Genomic DNA, 18822 nt, shown 5'->3' on the forward strand with positions numbered 1-18822 from the left:
CGATCTGCGGGTCAGCGCGACACTGGACGCATGTCCCTCTTTCTCGTCGGTGCGCTGGCCGGCCTCGGCGTCGCGATGCCGATGGGCGCGATCGGCGTGCTTCTGGTCAAGGAAGGCGTGGGTGCCGGCTTTCGGGTCGCAGCAGCGGGCGCCGTCGCGGTCGCCCTCGTCGATACGGCCTACTGTGTGCTCGCCGTGACGGTCGGCGCCGTCGCCGCCCCGTGGATCGAGTCGCTCGGCGCAGCCCCGACGATCATCGCCGGGCTCGTTCTCGTCGCGCTCGGCGCTGCCGGCCTGCGGAAATCTGGAATCGCGGCACCGAGCGCGTCGGATACACCCGTCGCCCCGTCGGTCGGAGGGGTTTTCACTCGTTTCGCGGGGCTCACAGCCATCAACCCGGCGACACTCCTGTACTTCGCCGCGCTCACCGCGGCCCTGAACGCTTCGCTTCGACCGGATGGGAGTCTCGCGGCGTTCGTCGTCGGGGTCGCTGTCGCCTCCGGGCTGTGGCAGCTCGGCCTCGTCGGCGTCGGCGCGGTCCTCGGGGGCCGCCTGACCGGCACAGGGCAGCGCGCCCTGAGCGTCGGCGGCTCCGCCGTCGTTCTCGCCATGGGCCTCTCGACGCTCGTCGTTGTCGTTCTCGCCGGAGCCTGACGCATGGGAAGGCCGGCTGAGCGTCAGGCCACCATTGTCCTCAGCGTCTCGGCATTCCGCACGGCATTGCCGCCGCCGTCGTTGTTGAAGTAGACGTAGACATCCGTCCCGCTGTTCCTCCACTCGGTGATGCGATCGGCCCACCACCTCAGATCGTCGTCCGAGTACGAGCCGCCGTAGAGGTGGTCGTGGTCAGGGCCGTGCATCCTGACGTAGGCGAACCCCGCTGTCGCCCGGAGGATGCAGGGAAGATTGGCGCCACTCATCACGCAATAGGCGGCGCCATGCGCCTCGAGCAGGCGGAACACGTCCTCGGTGTTCCAGCTCTCATGCCTGAACTCGACGGCGACAGGGATCCACTCAGGCATCCGCTCCAGGAAGTAGCCGAGCCGTGCGTCATCCCTGGCCATTCCGGGCGGAAGCTGCACCAGCAGAACGGCGCGCTTGTCGCCGAGTTCGTGCCAGCACCGGGCGATCCTGTCGATCCATACCTCGGGCGCGTAGAGCTTCTTCGCGTGGGTGAGGCCGCGCGGCGCCTTCACCGTCAGGCGGAACCCGTGCGGCAGACGCTTCCGCCAGCTCGCGAAGGATGATTCCCGCGGCCAGCGGTAGAAACTCGCGTTCAGTTCGACGGTGTCGAAGCGCTGGACGTAGTAGGCGAGCCGGTCCCGCGGCGCGAGACCCTCTGGGTACAGCACGCCGTTCCAATGGTCATAACTCCACCCTGACGTTCCGATCCAGACGCGACTCATCCGCCCACCGTATAAGTGGCGCCGTGACGGGCCACAACCCCCTTGTCTGATCACGCCGACGGAGCGACGCTAGCCGTTCCGACGCAACCGACAGGGGGATCCATGCGGGCAATGGTGTACCGAGGGCCGTACAAGGTCCGGATCGACGAGAAGGACGTTCCTCGCATCGAACATCCCAACGATGCGATCGTCCGGGTGACGCTTGCCGCGATCTGCGGGTCCGATCTTCACCTGTACCACGGCCTCTTGCCTGACACCCGCGTCGGCCACACGTTCGGGCATGAATTCATCGGCGTCGTCGAGTCGGTGGGGTCGTCGGTTCAGAACCTCAAGCCCGGCGACAGGGTCATGGTCCCGTTCAATGTCTACTGCGGCTCCTGCTACTTCTGCGCCAGGGGGCTGTACTCCAACTGTCACAACGTCAACCCGAACGCGACGGCGGTCGGGGGCATCTACGGCTACTCACACACGGCGGGCGGATACGACGGCGGCCAGGCCGAGTACGTTCGCGTTCCGTTCGCAGACGTCGGCCCTGCGCTGATTCCTGACTGGATGGACGACGAAGACGCGCTGCTCTGCACGGACGCTCTCGCGACCGGGTACTTCGGCGCCCAGCTCGGCGATATCTCGGAAGGCGACACGGTGGCAGTCTTCGGCGCTGGGCCGGTCGGATTGTTCGCGGCCAAATCGGCATGGCTGATGGGAGCGGGCAGGGTCATCGTCATCGACCACCTCGAGTACCGGCTCGAGAAGGCGCGCTCGTTCGCCCAGGCGGAAACGCTCAACTTCACCCAGTACGACGACATCGTCGTCACGATGAAGAAGACGACGGATTTTCTCGGTGCGGATGTCGCCATCGACGCCGTCGGTGCTGAGGCGGACGGCCACCTCACCCAGCACATCACCTCGGCGAAGCTCAAGCTGCAGGCCGGATCTCCTGTCGCTCTCAACTGGGCGATCGACTCCGTGCGGAAAGGCGGCACGATCTCGGTGATGGGCGCATACGGCCCCCTGTTCAGTGCGGTGAAGTTCGGTGATGCCGTGAACAAGGGCCTCACGCTCCGGATGAATCAGTGCCCGGTCAAACGGCAGTGGCCGCGACTGTTCGAGCACATTCGAAACGGCTACATCAAGCCAAGTGACATCGTGACCCACCGCATCCCCCTCGAGCACATCGCTGAGGGCTACCACATCTTCTCCGCCAAACTCGATGACTGCATCAAGCCGCTCATCGTCCCCCACGCCTAGATCGGAAGAGCGATGCCGTACACCTCAGATGCACCCCAGCGCCGGGAGTCGAACGATGAGCTGCGCGCTCGAATCCCCGGCTGGGGTGCGGACCTCGACCCCATCGACCGGCCCGCCGTGCCGAGGGAGCGTTTCGATCCCTCCGCCAGTGGCGCGCACTGGGACTTCCCGGATCGTCAGCCCGAGAAGGTACCGCGTGAGCGCTCCATCGAGCACAAGTTCCTCACCCCCGTCTTCGGAACATCCGTGCCGACGAAGGGTCTCTCCGGCGTCATGCGCAGGTATGCCTACCGAAAGTACAGTGAGGGACAAGCCGCGCACTGGCTCATACTCCTGGGGTCGGACCGCGTCGACGCCGTGGAGAGCCACATTCGTTCCTTCGCGAGCCTGCGGCCAGATAATCCGATCACCGAGACCGGCATCCTGAGCGAACTCACCAGGCACGGCTACTCGTCACGAGTAGGCAAGAACCGGGCAGACCTCAAGCACCAGTGGATGGATCCGATCCTCGTCGCGGGCCCGTGGATCGCAGCGGCGGCAGCGGTGGTCCTCACGGTGAGAGCGGTGGCCCGGCGTCGATGACGACGGCGCGGTGAACAGAGTGCGCGCGGGTGTGGGCACGCTCACGCCCTACGCTGGGCAGATGACGGATGCCGCCATGATCGGCCCGGTCGCCGCACCGGAGCTGCATGTGATGACCTACAACATCCGGCGTCGGATGGCTCGCGTCCCGCGCCGCAGCCCCGACCAGTGGGCCCGCAGGCGACCGCTTCTGAAGAAGCTCCTCCAGCTCGAGCGGCCGGCCATCCTCGGCATCCAGGAGGGACTCCCCGAGCAGGTCGACTTCGTCTCGCAGGCCCTCGGGGCCGCCTACCGGCGCATCGGCCGCGGGAGGAACGCCGACGGCGAGGGCGAGGAGTGCTCGGTCTTCTACGACAGCACCAGGGTGATTCTGCGTGACTGGAGGCAGCTCTCCCTGTCAGACAGCCCCCGCATCGCCGGGTCGCGATCGTGGGGAAACATGCTCCCGCGCATCGTGGTCGTCGCCGACTTCACCGACACAGCCACCGGGATCCAGTTCTCCGTCTTCAACACCCACTTCGACCACCTCTCCCGCACCTCTCGGGCACGCTCTGCCGCGATGCTCAGCGACCTCGTCGAAGGCCTCAGCACCCCGGCGATCGTCATGGGCGACATGAACTCCGGCGTGCGATCGGTGCCGTATCGCGCCCTGACCGAACCAGGCTTCCTCCTGGATGCCTGGTCGGTCGCTCGCAAGCGACTGACGCCAGCGTGGGCCACGTACTCCGGCTATCGGGCACCCAAGGAGGGCGGGAGGCGCATCGACTGGCTCCTCGTCACCGAGTCGGTGACCGTGGAGTCGATCGCCATCAACGCGGTGCGCTTCGACGGCGCAGCGGCATCCGATCACGAACCGGTGCAGGCGCGCATCCGGTTCTGACGCGCGCCTATTGCTTGTTCAGCTGCCCGATCCGGTAGCCCACGAGTTCCTGCATGGCGAAGCCGGTCGCGGTGCGTTTGACGCCGTCGATCCCGAGGATGCGTCCGGCGATCCGGTAGAGATCGTCGGCATCACGGGCGACGACGTGGATGAGGAGGTCGGTGACGCCGGTGAGCCCGTGCACTTCGAGTACTTCCGGGATCGCGCCGAGGGCCTCTCCGACGGCGGCCAGCTTGCGCTGGGTGACCTTCGTCACCACGTAGGCGCGGAGCGGATAGCCGAGGAACGCCGGGTCGATCCTCCGGTCGAACGAGCGGAGCGTGCCCTCCTGCGCGTACCGCGCGAGCCTGGCGCGCACGGTGTTCCTGGCGAGGCCGGTCGTTTCGGCGATCGCGACGTTCGTGGCATCCGGATCCGCGATCAGGGCGTTCAGGAGAAGGGTGTCGATCGCGTCTGCGGTTCGCTTCGTGCTCATTGTGCTCACCTCGGCTGGGGATATGGGAAAGAGGGATGGACGTTCTGCGCATTTCGAGTGACCTATCTTGCGCGACAGGATGTCTCATGGTCGACTCTAGGGCAGAAATGCGCACCGCAGCGCTTTTCCGAACAGCCGGGACATCATCATGGACACACTTCTCGAAGACCGCAGGACGCTGGACGCATCGCCGTACGGAGACGTCGAGCTCGACACGCTTGCCACTGTCGAGAAGCGCGTGCTCTGGCTGGCCACCTCGATGATCCACCATGCCAACCGGGTGCGCGTGACGCCCTCCGGGATTAAGGTGGGCGGACACCAGGCGTCGAGCGCCTCCATCGTGTCGATCATGACCTCGCTCTGGTTCGGCCAACTCCGCGCGGAAGACCGGGTCTCGGTCAAACCGCACGCGTCTCCGGTACTGCACAGCATCAACTACCTGCTCGGCAAGCTCGATGAGAAGTACCTGACGACGCTCCGTGAGTTCGGCGGCCTGCAGAGCTACCCGAGCCGCGCCAAAGACCCGGACGAGGTCGACTACTCGACCGGGTCCGTCGGCATCGGCGCGACCGCTCCGATCTGGGGCGCCATCTCGCGCCGGTACACCGAGACGGTCAGCGGGGTTCCCAGTCGTGGCAGGCAGTACTCGCTCGTCGGCGACGCCGAACTCGACGAGGGTGCGATCTGGGAGGCCGTGCTCGACTCCAGCGTCGCCGACCTCGGCGAGATCGTGTGGATCGTCGACCTCAACAGGCAATCCCTCGACCGGGTCGTGCCGAACATCGCCGCAGGAAAGATCGAAGCGTTGTTCGCGGCCGCGGGCTGGCAGGTCCTCACGGTGCGCTTCGGGCGTCTGCTCGAGAACCTCTTCGCACTGGACGGCGGAGACGCTCTCCGTCGCCGCATCGTCGACATGTCCAATCCCGAGTACCAGCGCCTCCTGCGCTGCACGGCACGTGAGCTTCGGACCCGGCTCCCCGGTGCCGGCGAGGAGAGTGCCGCGATCGCAAGCGTGATCGCCACCGTCGACGACACCACCCTCGTCTCCGCCATCAGGAACCTGGGCGGACACGACCTCGGCGCCCTCCGCGAGGCGTATGCACAGATCGACGACAGCAAACCGACGGTGATCATCGCCTACACGGTGAAGGGCCACGGACTTCCGACGGAGGGTCACCCGCAGAATCACTCCTCTCTCCTCACCATGGAGCAATACCGCGAGCTCGCGGCGGGAATGGACGAGAATCCGGATGCTCCCTGGTCACGTTTCGACGCAGACAGCGCCGCCGGCCGGCTGTGCACGTCGACGGCCGATGCCCTGAGGCGCGAGGACGAGTTCGCTGTCGCACCGCCGGCCGTTCCCACCGAGTTCGGCAGGACGCCATCGGGGACGGCGACCACCCAGGCGGCCCTCGGCCGTGCGCTGCTCGACCTCACCAGGGCGGCGCCTGACGCGGCTCGCCGCGTGGTGACGGTGAGCCCTGACGTGAGTTCGAGCACGAATCTGGCCGGCTGGCTCAACAAGGTGGGGGTGTGGTCGACGGAGGAACGTCAGGACTGGTTCAGCGACGACGCCGAGACGATCATGCACTGGCGCGAGAAGCCCACCGGGCAGCACATCGAACTGGGTATCGCCGAGGTCAACCTCGTCTGCCTGCTCGGTGAACTCGGTGCGACGTGGAGCAGATGGGGGCAGCCACTGTTCCCGATCGGGGTTCTGTACGATCCATTCGTCGAGCGTGCCCTGGAGCCGTGGTCGTACGGGATCTACGCGGGCGGGCAGTCCATCCTTGTCGGCACTCCGTCAGGGGTCACCCTCGCCCCTGAGGGCGGAGCGCACCAGTCGATCAAGACGCCGTCGATCGGCCTGGAGCAGCCGGGGTGCACGAGCTACGAACCGGCATTCGCGATCGACGTCGAGTGGACGCTCCTCGCCGCCATGGCCCAGCTGGGTCGCGAGGGCGGCACCTCGGCCTACCTCCGTCTGTCGACGAAGCCGGTCGACCAGCAGTTGGCGCAGGTGCCCAGCGACCCCGCCGCGCGTGAACGCCGCCGCCGACAGGTCGTCGCCGGCGGGTACACCCTCCGTTCGGTCGAGAAGCCGGTCGCGACGATCGTCACGATGGGGGCCATGGTGACGGATGCCCTGGCGGCAGCCGATCGGCTCGAGGCGCAGGGTTCCCCCGTCGATGTCATCTGTGTGACCAGCCCCGGTCTCCTCTTCGAGGCGGTCCAGGGCCGCAACGGACAGGACTCAGCACCAAGCTGGATCCTGGACCAGATCCTGCCACGAGACCGGGCCGTTCCTCTCGTCACCGTGCTCGATGGGCATCCGCACACCCTCGCGTTCCTCGCCGGCGTCAACCAGGTGAAGAGCCGAAACCTCGGGGTGAGCAGGTTCGGGCAGGCGGGCGATGTCGAGGATGTCTACCGCTATCACGGGATCGACGTCGACAGCATCGTGCGGGCCACACTCGACGTCATCGCCTGAGCGCAACCCCTGTCGGACGAGCCCCCAGTGGATATTCTGGGGGGATGATCCAGACCTTTCTGCGGGTCCCCCGCGGGGCCGCAGAGGTGATCGCCGACGGCCTTCGACTGGTCGGTGCCGTCTGCATCGTGGTCGCGCTGATCGGCTGGCCGTGGGTCGACGTCGCCGTGTTCGCCCTCGCGCTCGTCGGGCTGGTCGTGCCGCGCTTCCTCGGAATCCGGCCCGGGCTCGACATCGCCTTTTGCGTCATTGTGCTCATCGCCGCATGGAGTGCGTTGCTCGAGTTGTACGATGCGATCGAGTACCTCGATTTCGTCGTGCACTTCTTCCTGAACGGCCTCACCGCCGCCGTTTGCTACATCCTTGCGGTGCGCCTCGACATCGTGCCTGATCCGACGAAGACCCCCGTCCCGCTCGGGGCGATCGTTGCCCTGACCACGGCGTTCGGACTCGCCGCAGGTGTGTTGTGGGAACTGGCGGAGTGGGTGGGACACACCTACATCGACGAATCCATCTTCGTCGGCTACGACGACACGATCGCGGACTTCGCCGCCGGCGGCCTTGGCGCACTCTGCGCTGGACTGTTCGGCCGTTCCCTCCTCGACGAGAGTCGGTATGTTCCAGCGCAGCAGACGCTGCGGAACGAACACGCCTGACGCCGCGACAGTCGTCGCTCAAGGCGCTGGCCTCGGGGCTGGGCTCGGGGCTGTGGGCTCAGAGCCCGCCGAGCAGGAACCCGGCCGAGCTGGCCAGGACGGCAGCGACGAGCATCCCGACACTACTGGCGAGCGCGACACCGTAGCGGCGCTGCTGCACGAGCCGCACCGACTCGACACTGGCCGTGCTGAAGGTCGTGTAGCCGCCGAGGAATCCACTGCCGAGGATGAGCTGGAGCTCAGGCGGAAGCACCGCTGAGAGTGCCAGGGCGGTGACCAGTCCGAGGAGGAACGAGCCGGTGATGTTGATGGTGAACGTTCCCAGCGGATACGCCGACGTCGCCCGCGATCGGATCAGCCCGTCGAGGACGAACCTGGCTCCGGCGCCGAGCCCACCGGCGAGCGCCAGCGCGATGAACAGCAGCGGCGTCATGCGCCGGCCGCCGTGCTGTCTCGGTGGCGCCACGCGGCGATGGCGATGCCCGCCCAGGCGGCGACAAGGCCGAGGAGAAGAGAGCCCACGGCGTAGAGGATGCCGGTGCCCACGTCACCTGCCCTGAACAGAAGGTCCGTGTCGGTCGCGAGTGCGCTGTACGTGGTGAAGCCGCCGAGGAATCCGGTCCCCGCGAAGAGGCGGAGGCGCTGCCTGCGCCCGGTGTCTTCGCCGTTCCGGACCAGGCCTTCGAGGAGGAGGCCGAGCGCGAAGGAGCCGAGAACGTTGATCGCGAAGATGGCAACGGGGAGGGAGCCGATCGGCGGAACCGCAAGGGTGACGGCTTCCCGAGCGGCCGTTCCGAGGGCGCCGCCGATGATCACGAGCGCGATGAACGACGGTCGCAGGTGCACCGAGCTCACTCGGTGCGCTCCCAGGGCAGCGGTGACGCGGGCGACGTCGACGCGTGCGGCACGACGACGACCGGCCGGTGCTGCCGGTGGGCGAGATGCGCGGCCACCGAGCCGTTGAAGAACTCCTGGATCGAGCCGCGGAATCCGGGGGACCGTGTGCCGACGACGATCATCACGGCATCCACCCGGTCGGCGAGGGCGATCAGCTCGTGGCTCGGGTCACCGACGAGTGGGCGCACGCTCCAGCGCACTCCGGTCGGCTCGAGGATCGCGGCGATCTTGTTCCGCAGTGCCTCGTCGAATCTCTCCACACGCAGGTCCTGGATCTCCGGGTCGACCGGCATTGACGTGAACCGGCCGTCGGAGAACCGTTCGACGAGGTAGCGACTCGGGTCGACCGAAGCGCAGACCAGCATGGCGTCGAACTTCAAGGCGAACTCGGCCGCCTGCTGAAGGACATACGCCGGCTGGCGCTGTACGACTCCCACGATGATCACGTTCGGATCAGGCATGAACTCCCCATCTCTGCGGGTCCACCTCCGCCGCATCGCAATTCTGCGATGACAGCAGTGTTTCAGAAATGAGGAATCCGTGGAAGCCGGTCGGTGTTACAGATGCCATGGCCACCATCGATCTGACAACGACCTCGTTCAATTCCGCTGTCGAAGACAGCGACATCCTGTTCGTCGACTTCTGGGCAGCCTGGTGCGGCCCATGTCGTGCGTTTGCTCCGACGTTCCAGTCGGCATCCGAAGCGCACCCGGACATCGTGTTCGGCAAGGTCGACACCGAAGCCGAGCAGCAGTTGTCTGCGGCGGCCGGGATCACGTCGATTCCGACCCTGATGGTGTTCCGCGACCAGATCCTCGTCTTCTCCCAGCCGGGCGCGCTGAACCCGCCCCAGCTCGACCAGGTCATCACTGCGGTCAAGGGTCTCGACATGGACGAGGTTCGCAAGTCGATCGCTGAGGCCGAAGCGGCCGAACAGGCCGCTCCGTCGAACTAGCGGCAGCCTGATGAGACGGCTCAGTCGAACAGGTCGCTGAGCCAGCTTTCCTTCTTTTTCTTGCGCGGGTATCCGTCGTACCCGCGTTCACGGTCTCCGTAGCCGCGCTCGCGCTCGTCGTAGCCGCCATTGCGGTACGCGTCGTTGGCGGGCACACCGTACTGGGGGGCGCGAGTTCCCCAGTCAGCAGCTGCTGGGGCTGGGGTTGCAGGAGCTGCGGGGGCGGGCGGGGCTGCAGGAGCGGCCGGAAGCTCGGACTCGACGCGGGCGATGATCTTGTCGAGTTCGCCGCGGTCCAGCCAGACGCCACGGCATTCGGGGCAGTAGTCGATTTCCACGCCGCTGCGCTCACTCATCACGAGCGTTGCCGAGTCGATGGGGCACTTCACGATGGTCCTCCAGAGATTGAATCCAGCTATTCGATCCTATGAGCAGACATCCTGCGGTTCCTGAGAGAACCATCCTCAGTTCGTTTGGTTTTGCAGTCCTGATGTGTATGCTCGACCGGGTTGCTCGACCGGGCTGATTGGAGCCGCATGACGACGGGACATCCTGAACGTGCCACCTCGACAGGCGGCACGGGCTACGCCGGAACGGCGACACGCGTCCTTGTGCTCGGCGACGAAGACGCCACGTTCGCGGCGATCGTCGATGGGCTTACACAGCATGGAGTAGACACAGTGCGTGCCACTGATGTGTCGGCCTGCGTGGACTCGCTGCGCAAGAACCAGGCCACCGGCGTCGTCCTGTCGATCGATGCGGCGGCGCTGTCTGAGCGGACCGCCCGCAAGGAGTTGGCGTCGAAGCTGTCCGGGACCCTTCACCGGTTGCTCCCCCTCCTCGCGCAGCCCGCACAAGTACTTGTTCTTGCACGCGGAATGGATGCTTCGCACAAGGCGCGGATGGACAAGGAGATCCTGTCGGTGATCACCAGGGTCAGCCGGCAGGCGACGAACGAGTACGGCATGAACCTGAGTATCAATGCGGTGGACATCACCGGAACTGTGGACACATCCCTTGTGGCACGGAGGGCGACTGAGCTGTTCGATGCCCGGGAAGAAGTGTCGACCGGGGAAGTGCTCGACTACTCGGAGATCACTGGTCAGACGATCGGGTGTGCCCTGGCTTTACGGTTTGTCTACTGAGGAGTCTCGGGCTGGGGCCTGAAGCTGCGGAGGATGTGTTGGGCTGGGGTGCGGTCGGGGTGTCGGGGCTGGGGTGTCGGGCTGGATGAGAATTTTCTCCTCAGCTCAAACAATGAGGCACCCCGAAAACACTCATCCAGCCCTCTTGTCGACCGCGAGCTCCGGATGTGCAGCTGTGCGTCAGAACGGTGGCTGATCGTCTGGGTTCGGCGGGGGCAGCGCGTTCCGCGGCTGCACGTCGGGTCGACTGACTAGCCGCGCCTTCGGCGGCTGCGGGGTTGGCAGCGCGGTCCGCGGCTGCGTGGGTGCGTGTGGCGGCGGGTCTAGGACGGTGATCAGAACCTCGGGCTGGGTGATGTAGCTGTGGCCTCCGGGGGAGGTCCACTCCTGGACGCCTCTGCCGAGCTGCCTGGTGTGCCAGGTGGTCTGGTGTTTCAGCCGGTGGTGTTTCGGGCAGAGGTGGGACAGGTTCTCGCACTCGGTCGGGCCACCGAACGCGTACGCGGTGGTGTGGTCGATGTCGCAGTGCCGTGCCGCCCGGTTGCAACCGGGGAACCGACAGGTTCCATCCCGGTAGGCGAGGAACCGTTTCATAGATTTCGATGGCCGGTACGTCGTCGAATCCAGGGCGAGTGGTGCTCCGGACTTCGGGTCGGTGAGCATCCGGAACCAGGTGTTCGACTGGCCCGCGAGCAAGCGTGCGGTGTCCGGGTCGATCGGCCCATAACCCTCCAGGGTGGCTGGTTCGTTGGTGAGGCCGAGAAGTGTCAGCGCGGGGACGGTGACCGTGACGGTGGGACGGATCCGACGGAACGCACTGGCGGGGTCGGCACCGAACGCGGAACCCGCGGCCGCGTTCGGAGTCGGAGTCGGAGTCGAGGTAGAAATAGAGGTCGAGGTCGAAGTCGAAGCGCCAGCACCGCCAGAATTGGGCTGTGTTGTGGTGAATCGGTTCGGCAGGTCTTCGGACAAGGCCGCGGAGAGCGCATCGGTGCAGACGTCGGCGGTGAGCTGGGCCAGCGTTCGCGGTTCGGCCGGGTTCTTCAACACCACGGCCCGGTCACGGACCGCAGTGTAGATCGATGTTGGTTGTGGTGCGGTCGTATACAGGTTCAGCCACGCCATCCCGTCCGGGGCGGGCTGGAACTCCAACCGGCGATCAGTCGCCGATTTCGTCACCCGGGCGGTGATCGACTCCGGATCCAGACGTTCCCGCACCTGCCGGGCTTTCACCGTGAACTTCGACACGGTCAGGGTGCGGGCGAACGGCAACGCCTGCTCCTCCAGCACCAGGGTGGCCTCCGCAGGGAGGGTGCTGGCCTGGTCGATCAGCACCTGGGCGTGCCGGTAGGAGATCTCCCCAGCCCGCAACGCGTCCATCGTGCCAGGCAACCGGTGGATCAACGCTTCACTGTCGGTGACCATCCGGATCACCGTGGTCTCCGGCATCCGTAACGCACACGCCAACTCCGCCACCAACGACCGGCGCGCCATCTCCCGCCGCTGCGTCGCGGACAGTGTTGTGTCGACGGTGAGGACCCCGCGTTCGGTCGCTTCGGAGAGCAGGCGGGCGTCGTCAATCAGCTCCACCTGCCACGCCTTGAGTTTCGCCTGGTTCCGTTCCATGGCAGCGACCTGGTCGACGATCGAACTGCACAACTCCGCCCGCAACCCACTGACCGGCGACTCGACGAAACCATCATCGTCGTACGCCTCAGCCGTTGGGTCGTGGAGCTCTTCCATGCGTCAATTCTCCCGGCCACCACCGACATTGGCGCGACAGTTCCCGGGGTGAAAGGGCTGGTTGTGGGTAGTTTCCGAAAACCGGTCGGCTGTGGAGGAGGCGACCTCGATGCGCTCGCTCCTCGCTACTCGATCACCGGGTAACGGAGCGGGTCGGGCGTGCGGACTCGAGTTGCGCGAAAGGGGATTTCGACAGGCTCAATCACCGGGCAGGCTCAATCACCGGGGTGCGATCACCTGAACTAGGCGGGTTATGCCGAGAGGGCTGGTAGCGGGCCACGATCTCCGCGATCATGATCACCAGAGGCAGATCCCGGGAGAGTTCCGCGCCTGAGGGGCTCAGTTCAGCGTCACCGCCGCGCTCTCCGCCACGCTCGATTCCATAGTGGAGGCAGAGCGGGAGATGGACACCCCCAGGAGATGCCCGCCAGACGAACAGGAGGCACCATGTCTTTCTCATTCACTGTCGAACCGAGCCAGTTCAGTAAGTCGCAACTGAACGGCATCCGCTGGGCCCTGGGAATCGCCGGGCTCGCCGCCGTCGCCATCGGCATCGCCATCTTCGTGTGGGCGAACGCAACGCTTCTCATCGTCGCGTGGCTGTTCGGTCTCTACTTCCTCATCGCCGGAATCGCCCGGGTGGTGCGCAGCTTCACGATCCCCGGACTGACGGCCGGGAATCGCATCCTGAGCGTCATCCTCGGACTGCTCGTCGTCATCGCGGGCGTCTACCTCCTCATCAATCCGAGCTTCGGCGTCGAGATCCTCGCCTACATCATCGGTATCGCGTGGATCATCGAAGGAGTCGCGACCCTGGCGGATTCATCGAGCAGGTCATCGCGCGGGCTGGGCATCCTCTACGCGCTGATCAGCATCGCCGGAGGCATCCTGATCTTCTTCGTCCCGACCGCAGCCGTGGTCTTCCTGCTGAAGATCGCAGCCATCGTGCTGATCATCGCCGGGATCGTCCAGATCTTCCAGGCGATCACGCTCGGTCGCAAGGCCCGGGCAGCCGCAGCCGCCTGACGCGACGGCGCACCCCGCGAGAGTAGGCTCGCGGGGTGACTGGATCGAATGTTGCCGTGGTGACCGGCGGAGGCCGCGGCATCGGTCGTTCGATCAGCCTGCGTCTTGCGCAGGCCGGACACGACATCGTCCTCAGCTATCAGACGAACACCGCGTCGGCCGAGTCGACAGCGGACGAGATCCGTTCGCTCGGCCGGCGCGCACTCTGCGTCCAGGCTGACACGACCGTCGAAGCATCCGTCAGAGAACTCTTCGCCGCGGCCGAGGCCTTCGGCACCGTGTCGAGCGTCGTCAACAATGCAGGCGCAGCGACGGCCGTCGGCGCTCTGGTCGACAACGACCTCGACGCCATCCGGCGCGACATCGACGTGAACCTCTTCGGCGTGGTCGTCTGCTGCAAGTTCGCGGCAGAGACCCTCATCCGTTCAGGCGGCGGCGCGATCGTGAACATCTCCTCCGTCGCCGCGACCCTCGGCGGGCCGGGCAGCTACGTGCACTACGCGGCGGCGAAGGCCGGAGTCGACGCCCTCACGGTGGGACTGTCCAAGGAACTGGCGCCGGGCATCCGGGTGAACGCCGTCTCCCCAGGAACGGTGTGGACCGGCTTCCACCGCGACCCCGACCGTCCGGCAAAGGTCGCGCCGACCGTCCCCCTCGGTCGCGCAGGAGATGCCGACGAGATCGCCGGCGCCGTCGCGTGGCTGCTCTCGGATGAGGCGAGCTATGTGACCGGCGCGAACCTCAAGGTTTCCGGCGGTCTGTAGGGCCCGGTTCGCCCATCCGCTGCCGCACCCGGTCCCTTTCCTTCCGCTTCGAGCCGTTTCATGATGGATATGGGACGCGCGAGGGAGGTGCCATGTCGAGTCAGCGGTGCCTCAGGATGGCCGGGATCGTTGCTCTCCTGTCCGTCATGATCTCCGGGTGCGCACTGGGCGGAACGTCGTCCGCGACGCCGGAGTCGCTGGTGGGCACCTGGTCGCTGGAGGAGACGTTCGATTCGCCGGAGCAGCCGTTCATCTCCTTCGTCAGGGACCGGTCCTGGAGCGGGTCAGACGGCTGCAACCGAGTGGCAGGCGAGTGGGCTCTGGAGGACGACGGGACGATAACCGTGTCGTCGGGGCCGCAGACGCGACTGGCTTGCGATGGTGCCGATTTGCCCGTCGCCGTGACGGAGGCGGAACGTGTGGAGGTCCGCGGAGACATTCTCGTCATCCACGGTTCGCGCGACGCCGCGGTCACGGAGCTCGTTCGCTCGAGAGACCCGTTCGTCGGCCCCCAGACTCGGCCGATCGGCTACTGGGTGGAGGACGACTCGGCGGGCGCGCCCTTCCTCTTCCTCAGCTCTCGGGGCAGCTTCTCGGGGAACGACGGTTGCAACACCCTGACCGGACCGTGGGAGGCCACCGACGACGGCGGCATCCGTTTTCCCGCGACCGTCTCGACCGAGATGTTCTGCGAGGGCGTGGACGCCTGGCTGGGAGAAGCTATGCTCGGCCGGGTCATCGGCGGTGTGATGTCCCTGTACTCCGAGGACGGCGAGGTGATCGGGCAGTTACGGGCCCGACGCTGAACGCGCGCTGCCGCTACGGTCGCGCCTGGTCGACCTGCGCGAACACGTCGCGCATGATCGCGAGCGCCGCATTCGCGGCCGGGAGCCCGGCGTAGAGTGCCGTGTGCAGGATCACTTCGGCGATCTCGTCCCGAGCGAGGCCGTTGCGCAGCGCCGCACGCACATGCATCCGGATCTCGGCCTCGTGCCCACCGGTGACGAGTGAGGCCAGGGTCGCGATGCTCCGTTCCCGCCGGGAGAGTTCCGGTCGCGCCCAGACCTCCCCCCAGGCGTAGCGGGTGATGAAATCCTGGAACGCGGCGGTCTCCGGGGTGACCGCCGCTGTCGCCGCATCCACGTGGGCATCGCCGAGAACGGCACGCCGAACCGCCATGCCTGCGTCGTGACGCGTCGGTGAATCAGAAGAGCCGCGAATCGCCTCGACGAGAAGCGCAGCAGCTTCCGCGGGCTTCTCGAGCGGGGCGAGGTGCGCTGTACCGCGGATCTCCGCGAACCGCGCAACGGGCAGGGCGTCGGCCATGGCCTTCATCGACGTGGTCGTCGTGACCGCGTCGTGTTCGCCGCTGACGAGAAGCGCGGGAACCTGGATTCCCGCGAGGGACGACGTCCGGTCGAACTGCCCGAGCGCATCCGTGCACAGGGCATACGATTCGTCATCGACGTCGAGCAGGGTGCTGAGTCCCTTCGCCGCCGGACCGGTCGGGTCGGCTTCGAGGTGCCCGGGCGCGTACCACCGTGCGGCGCTGCCACCGACGAGTGATGCCGTTCCCGAGCTGCGCACCTGGCTTCCGCGTTCGGCCCAGCCCCGCTCGTCGCCGATGCGCGCCCCGCTGCAGAAGGCCGCGAAACTCAGCAGTCGTTCCGGATGCTCCGAGGCGAGGTCGATCGCCACCGTTCCGCCGAGCGAGATGCCGGCAACGTGAAACCGCCCGCCGCCGACCTCGTCGACGAGTCTCAGTGTCGCCTGAGCGAGGTCGCCGATGCTGAATGGTTCGCGGGCTGCTGGGCTGGCGCCGTGTCCGGGCAGGTCGACGCGCAGGATGCGCACCTCTGGAAGCTGACCGGAGAGCTCGGTCACGACACCGTCCCAGACGGCCGTCGTCGTGCCCAGGGACGGCAGGAGCACGAGCAGCTCGCTCGATCTCGAGTCCGCCGCGGCGGGAGTGATCGAGCCGAGCAGGCGGGGAACGGTCATCGCGACTCCTTCTGTACTGCTGCCAGGAACCGGCGGTGTGCGGACCCGGCGATGCGTTCGGAGGCGGCGAATGTCTCCGCAGGATCCCGTTCGAGGTCCGGGCTGAGCAGGCGGTTGAGTTCGACCGCCGATCGATCGACCCCGAGGGCTGAGAGCATCGATGCCGCGGCATCCGCGCTCTCGACGGCGAGGCGGAGGAGACCACGGAACGCGGACCACTCGGCGTGCCACTCCCCGGCCGGTCGGGCGTCCTGGGAAACCGCGGCGGTGTGGACCGTGCCGATCAGGCCGGCCGCACGAAGCCCGTTCGCGCTGAGGAGCACGGCGTCGACCGGGTTGCGTTTGTGCGGCATCGCCGACGAGCCCCCCGTCGTGCCGAGAGACACCTCCGCGATCTCGGTCCGCGCGAGGAAGGCGACGTCCTTGCCGATGCGACCGAGAGCGGTGACGACGAGGGCTGAGGACGATGCGATGCGCAGGATCGGACTGCGTTCGCTGTGCCACGAACGCCCCGGGTCGTCGAGGTCGAGGGCATCGGCGAGCGCCGCCCGCAGCGTATCGGTGGTATTCGCCGAACCCGCTGTTCGGTCGAAGTCTTCCCCCGTGCCGACGGCTCCGCCGAGCTGGACGGGATACGCGGCGGTGTCGATCGCGTCGATCGCCGCCGTCACCCCATCGAGCCAGCCGGCCACAGCGACACCCACGGTGCTCTGCGCTGCATGCTGGCCGAGCGTTCGCGCGATCGACAGCGTCTCCTTCTCGGCGATTGCGAGCTCGGCAAGGCTGTGCCCTGCTGCGACGAGGCGTTCGCGGGCGTCGCCCAGGGCGCGACGTGCGACGAGCACGAGCGCGGTGTCGAGGATGTCCTGGCTGGTCGCTCCCGCGTGGACGCGTCCTCCTGAGCCCGGGACGACGGCCTCTGCCTGCACGCGGAGTTGAGCGACGAGCGGGATGACGGGCACACCGCCCGCCCGTGCTCCCGCGATCAGGTGGCCGCGGTCGAGGTCCTCTGGCCGCAGAGCATCGGCCACGTCATCGAGATCCTCGCCCAGCACCTGGCCCCACGCACGCACGAGGCCGCGCTCGACGTCGACGAGCGCCCCGAGCACGGCGTCATCCGAGGTGACCGCAGCAGACCCAGCGAGCGTCTCGAGCAGCCCCCAGTCGGTCGCGTCGGCACTCGAGCGCTCAGCCATGGATCTCCGCATCGAAATCGAGGAAGACGGTTTCGCTGTCTCCCTGCAGTCGTATATCGAAACGGTAGCTCTTCTCGGCGTCCGGCGCAGCGAGAAGAGTGTCGCGACGGACCGGATCCACCGTGGCGAGAAACGGGTCACGGCCGTTGCGCTCGGCTTCGTCTCCGAAGTAGGCGCGGGTGAACAGGTGATGCGTCAGACCGCGCGCAAAGATCGTGACGAGAACATACGGCGCGGCTTCCGGCCGTGTCGGGCCTGGCTTGATCGTGGAGAAGTCGTAGTGGCCGGCCCGATCGACAGCGGCACGACCGAAGCCCGTGACCGTGTGGCCGTCGCGGTCGAGACTGCCCCGCTCCGTGATCACGCGACCGGAGGCATCCGCGTGCCAGATCTCGACGATGGCGTCGGGGATCGGATCGCCTGCGCCGTCGTAGACCGTGCCGTGGAGGCGGATCGCGTCCGGATGCCACCCGGGGGCGACGTCCGGGCCACCGACGTATGGCAGCGCGTAGCCGAAGAACGGGCCGACGGTCTGCGACGGCGTCTGGCCGAGAGGGGTGTCAGGCATGGTCGGCATCCTCCGGTTCCATCCACGTGGACTTCGGACCGGTGAGCACGACGTCCCACCGGTAGCCGAGAGCCCACTCGGGCTCGCTGACGTCGTGGTCGTACGCTGCGACGAGGCGGTCCCTGGCAGCGGGGTCGACGATCGACTGGTAGATCGGATCGAGGCCGAACAGCGGGTCACCAGGGAAGTACATCTGGGTGATGAGCCGCTGGGTGAAGGCCGAGCCGAAGAAGGAGAAGTGGATGTGCGCTGGGCGCCACGCGTTTCGATGGTTCTTCCACGGGTAGGCGCCCGGCTTGATGGTCGTGAGCCGATACTCCCCGTCGTTCCCGGTGATCAGGCGTCCGACCCCGGTGAAGTTGGGATCGAGGGGGGCGGGATGCTGGTCGCGCTTGTGCACGTACCGGCCGGAGGCGTTCGCCTGCCAGATCTCGACCAGCTGGTTGCGGACGGGGCGGCCGTCGCCGTCGAGCACCCTGCCGGTCACGATGATGCGCTCTCCGAGTGGTTCGCCGGTGTGCTGGATCGTGAGGTCGCTCTCCTCGGCGGCGACATCGGTGTGGCCGAACGCCGGGGAGACCAGTTCGATCTCCTCCGGGTCGGCACGCACGAGTTCATGGGTGGGATGCCGCAGGGTCGTGCTGCGGTAGGGCGCGAAGTCCCGCGGCGGGTGTGTTGCGAGGGGCCGGCCGGAAGCTTCCGCAGTGGCGCGGTGCTCGGCGTGGAGGGCAGCGATCTCGTCTGAGATCACCTGCTGGGTCACGTGAGTCGAGTTCATCGGGCATTCTC

Annotated in this window: 22 protein-coding genes; 11 read left to right on the forward strand and 11 right to left on the reverse strand. The window is 66.9% G+C overall.

The genetic code is table 11. The features are described 5' to 3' along the window. Window positions 1-30: 30 nt before the first annotated feature. Entirely contained in the window at window positions 31-654 is a 624-nt protein-coding gene (locus AC1M2K_RS05830) for a LysE family transporter (RefSeq protein ID WP_480240211.1), read from the forward strand. Between the two features lie 23 nt (window positions 655-677). Here the strand turns inward: AC1M2K_RS05830 and AC1M2K_RS05835 are convergent, their stop codons facing one another. Then, entirely contained in the window at window positions 678-1406 is a 729-nt protein-coding gene (locus AC1M2K_RS05835; protein WP_480240212.1) for a DUF72 domain-containing protein, read from the reverse strand. Between the two features lie 102 nt (window positions 1407-1508). Here AC1M2K_RS05835 and AC1M2K_RS05840 point away from each other — a divergent pair, with 102 nt between their 5' ends. The 3 genes from AC1M2K_RS05840 to AC1M2K_RS05850 all read left to right on the forward strand — a co-directional run bounded on the left by AC1M2K_RS05840 (window position 1509) and on the right by AC1M2K_RS05850 (window position 4116). Then, complete coding sequence (locus AC1M2K_RS05840) at window positions 1509-2654, forward strand: zinc-dependent alcohol dehydrogenase (RefSeq protein WP_480240213.1); 1146 nt, start codon at window positions 1509-1511, stop codon at window positions 2652-2654. A 12-nt stretch (window positions 2655-2666) separates the two neighbouring features. Then, window positions 2667-3236, forward strand: a complete 570-nt coding sequence (locus tag AC1M2K_RS05845) for a hypothetical protein (protein ID WP_480240214.1) — start codon at window positions 2667-2669, stop codon at window positions 3234-3236. Between the two features lie 61 nt (window positions 3237-3297). Beyond that, the gene (locus AC1M2K_RS05850) at window positions 3298-4116 is read left to right on the forward strand and encodes an endonuclease/exonuclease/phosphatase family protein (RefSeq protein ID WP_480240215.1); all 819 of its coding nucleotides are present in this window, start codon (window positions 3298-3300) and stop codon (window positions 4114-4116) included. Window positions 4117-4123: 7 nt separating this feature from the next. On the opposite strand, the gene AC1M2K_RS05855 is transcribed toward AC1M2K_RS05850, so the two are convergent. Further along, on the reverse strand, window positions 4124-4591 hold the full coding sequence (locus tag AC1M2K_RS05855) for an Lrp/AsnC family transcriptional regulator (RefSeq protein ID WP_480240216.1): 468 nt from the start codon (window positions 4589-4591) through the stop codon (window positions 4124-4126). Window positions 4592-4739: 148 nt separating this feature from the next. Between AC1M2K_RS05855 and AC1M2K_RS05860 the strand changes: the two genes are divergently transcribed. Beyond that, window positions 4740-7082, forward strand: a complete 2343-nt coding sequence (locus AC1M2K_RS05860; RefSeq protein WP_480240217.1) for a transketolase-like TK C-terminal-containing protein — start codon at window positions 4740-4742, stop codon at window positions 7080-7082. Between the two features lie 44 nt (window positions 7083-7126). Continuing rightward, window positions 7127-7738: a DUF2238 domain-containing protein gene (locus AC1M2K_RS05865; protein ID WP_480238424.1), complete on the forward strand. Its 612-nt coding sequence runs from the start codon at window positions 7127-7129 to the stop codon at window positions 7736-7738. A 58-nt stretch (window positions 7739-7796) separates the two neighbouring features. Here the strand turns inward: AC1M2K_RS05865 and crcB are convergent, their stop codons facing one another. Genes crcB through AC1M2K_RS05880 form a run of 3 tightly spaced genes read right to left on the reverse strand, consistent with a single transcriptional unit; the run spans window position 7797 to window position 9096 of the window. Further along, a complete protein-coding gene (gene crcB, locus AC1M2K_RS05870) occupies window positions 7797-8171 on the reverse strand; it encodes a fluoride efflux transporter CrcB (RefSeq protein WP_480240218.1) in 375 nt (124 codons plus the stop codon). Further along, entirely contained in the window at window positions 8168-8593 is a 426-nt protein-coding gene (locus AC1M2K_RS05875) for a fluoride efflux transporter FluC (protein ID WP_480238426.1), read from the reverse strand. Before AC1M2K_RS05875 ends, crcB begins: the two co-directional genes overlap by 4 nt. Then, a complete protein-coding gene (locus AC1M2K_RS05880; RefSeq protein WP_480240219.1) occupies window positions 8590-9096 on the reverse strand; it encodes a universal stress protein in 507 nt (168 codons plus the stop codon). Before AC1M2K_RS05880 ends, AC1M2K_RS05875 begins: the two co-directional genes overlap by 4 nt. Before the next feature lie 107 nt (window positions 9097-9203). Between AC1M2K_RS05880 and AC1M2K_RS05885 the strand changes: the two genes are divergently transcribed. Next, window positions 9204-9590, forward strand: coding sequence for a thioredoxin family protein (locus AC1M2K_RS05885; protein WP_480238428.1), 387 nt, complete (start codon window positions 9204-9206; stop codon window positions 9588-9590). A gap of 20 nt (window positions 9591-9610) precedes the next feature. On the opposite strand, the gene AC1M2K_RS05890 is transcribed toward AC1M2K_RS05885, so the two are convergent. Continuing rightward, on the reverse strand, window positions 9611-9979 hold the full coding sequence (locus tag AC1M2K_RS05890; protein WP_480240220.1) for a TFIIB-type zinc ribbon-containing protein: 369 nt from the start codon (window positions 9977-9979) through the stop codon (window positions 9611-9613). Between the two features lie 147 nt (window positions 9980-10126). On the opposite strand from AC1M2K_RS05890, the gene AC1M2K_RS05895 reads away from it, so the two are divergent. Then, window positions 10127-10735, forward strand: a complete 609-nt coding sequence (locus AC1M2K_RS05895; RefSeq protein ID WP_480238430.1) for a hypothetical protein — start codon at window positions 10127-10129, stop codon at window positions 10733-10735. 180 nt (window positions 10736-10915) lie between these two features. Here the strand turns inward: AC1M2K_RS05895 and AC1M2K_RS05900 are convergent, their stop codons facing one another. Further along, window positions 10916-12478, reverse strand: coding sequence for an HNH endonuclease signature motif containing protein (locus AC1M2K_RS05900; RefSeq protein WP_480240221.1), 1563 nt, complete (start codon window positions 12476-12478; stop codon window positions 10916-10918). Between the two features lie 447 nt (window positions 12479-12925). Between AC1M2K_RS05900 and AC1M2K_RS05905 the strand changes: the two genes are divergently transcribed. The 3 genes from AC1M2K_RS05905 (at window position 12926) to AC1M2K_RS05915 (ending at window position 15074) form a co-directional block, all read left to right on the forward strand. After that, window positions 12926-13504 (forward strand): HdeD family acid-resistance protein, encoded by a 579-nt coding sequence (locus tag AC1M2K_RS05905; protein ID WP_480238945.1) that lies wholly within the window; start codon window positions 12926-12928, stop codon window positions 13502-13504. Between the two features lie 35 nt (window positions 13505-13539). After that, window positions 13540-14268, forward strand: coding sequence for an SDR family NAD(P)-dependent oxidoreductase (locus tag AC1M2K_RS05910; RefSeq protein ID WP_480240222.1), 729 nt, complete (start codon window positions 13540-13542; stop codon window positions 14266-14268). 92 nt (window positions 14269-14360) lie between these two features. Further along, a complete protein-coding gene (locus AC1M2K_RS05915) occupies window positions 14361-15074 on the forward strand; it encodes an META domain-containing protein (protein WP_480240223.1) in 714 nt (237 codons plus the stop codon). A 13-nt stretch (window positions 15075-15087) separates the two neighbouring features. Here AC1M2K_RS05915 and pcaDC read toward each other — a convergent pair whose 3' ends face one another. From pcaDC to pcaH, 4 genes are read right to left on the reverse strand one after another with little or no spacing between them, the layout of a single operon-like run. Continuing rightward, window positions 15088-16269 carry a bifunctional 3-oxoadipate enol-lactonase/4-carboxymuconolactone decarboxylase PcaDC gene (gene pcaDC / locus AC1M2K_RS05920; RefSeq protein WP_480240224.1) on the reverse strand — a complete coding sequence of 394 codons (1182 nt, stop codon included), beginning with the start codon at window positions 16267-16269 and terminating at the stop codon, window positions 15088-15090. Next, complete coding sequence (locus AC1M2K_RS05925; RefSeq protein ID WP_480240225.1) at window positions 16266-17465, reverse strand: lyase family protein; 1200 nt, start codon at window positions 17463-17465, stop codon at window positions 16266-16268. Before AC1M2K_RS05925 ends, pcaDC begins: the two co-directional genes overlap by 4 nt. Then, a complete protein-coding gene (gene pcaG, locus AC1M2K_RS05930) occupies window positions 17458-18033 on the reverse strand; it encodes a protocatechuate 3,4-dioxygenase subunit alpha (RefSeq protein WP_480240226.1) in 576 nt (191 codons plus the stop codon). The genes AC1M2K_RS05925 and pcaG overlap by 8 nt, the downstream gene beginning before the upstream one ends. Further along, entirely contained in the window at window positions 18026-18811 is a 786-nt protein-coding gene (gene pcaH / locus AC1M2K_RS05935) for a protocatechuate 3,4-dioxygenase subunit beta (protein ID WP_480240227.1), read from the reverse strand. Before pcaH ends, pcaG begins: the two co-directional genes overlap by 8 nt. Window positions 18812-18822 lie beyond the last annotated feature (11 nt).

The organism is Mycetocola sp. Y171, assembly GCF_056713165.1.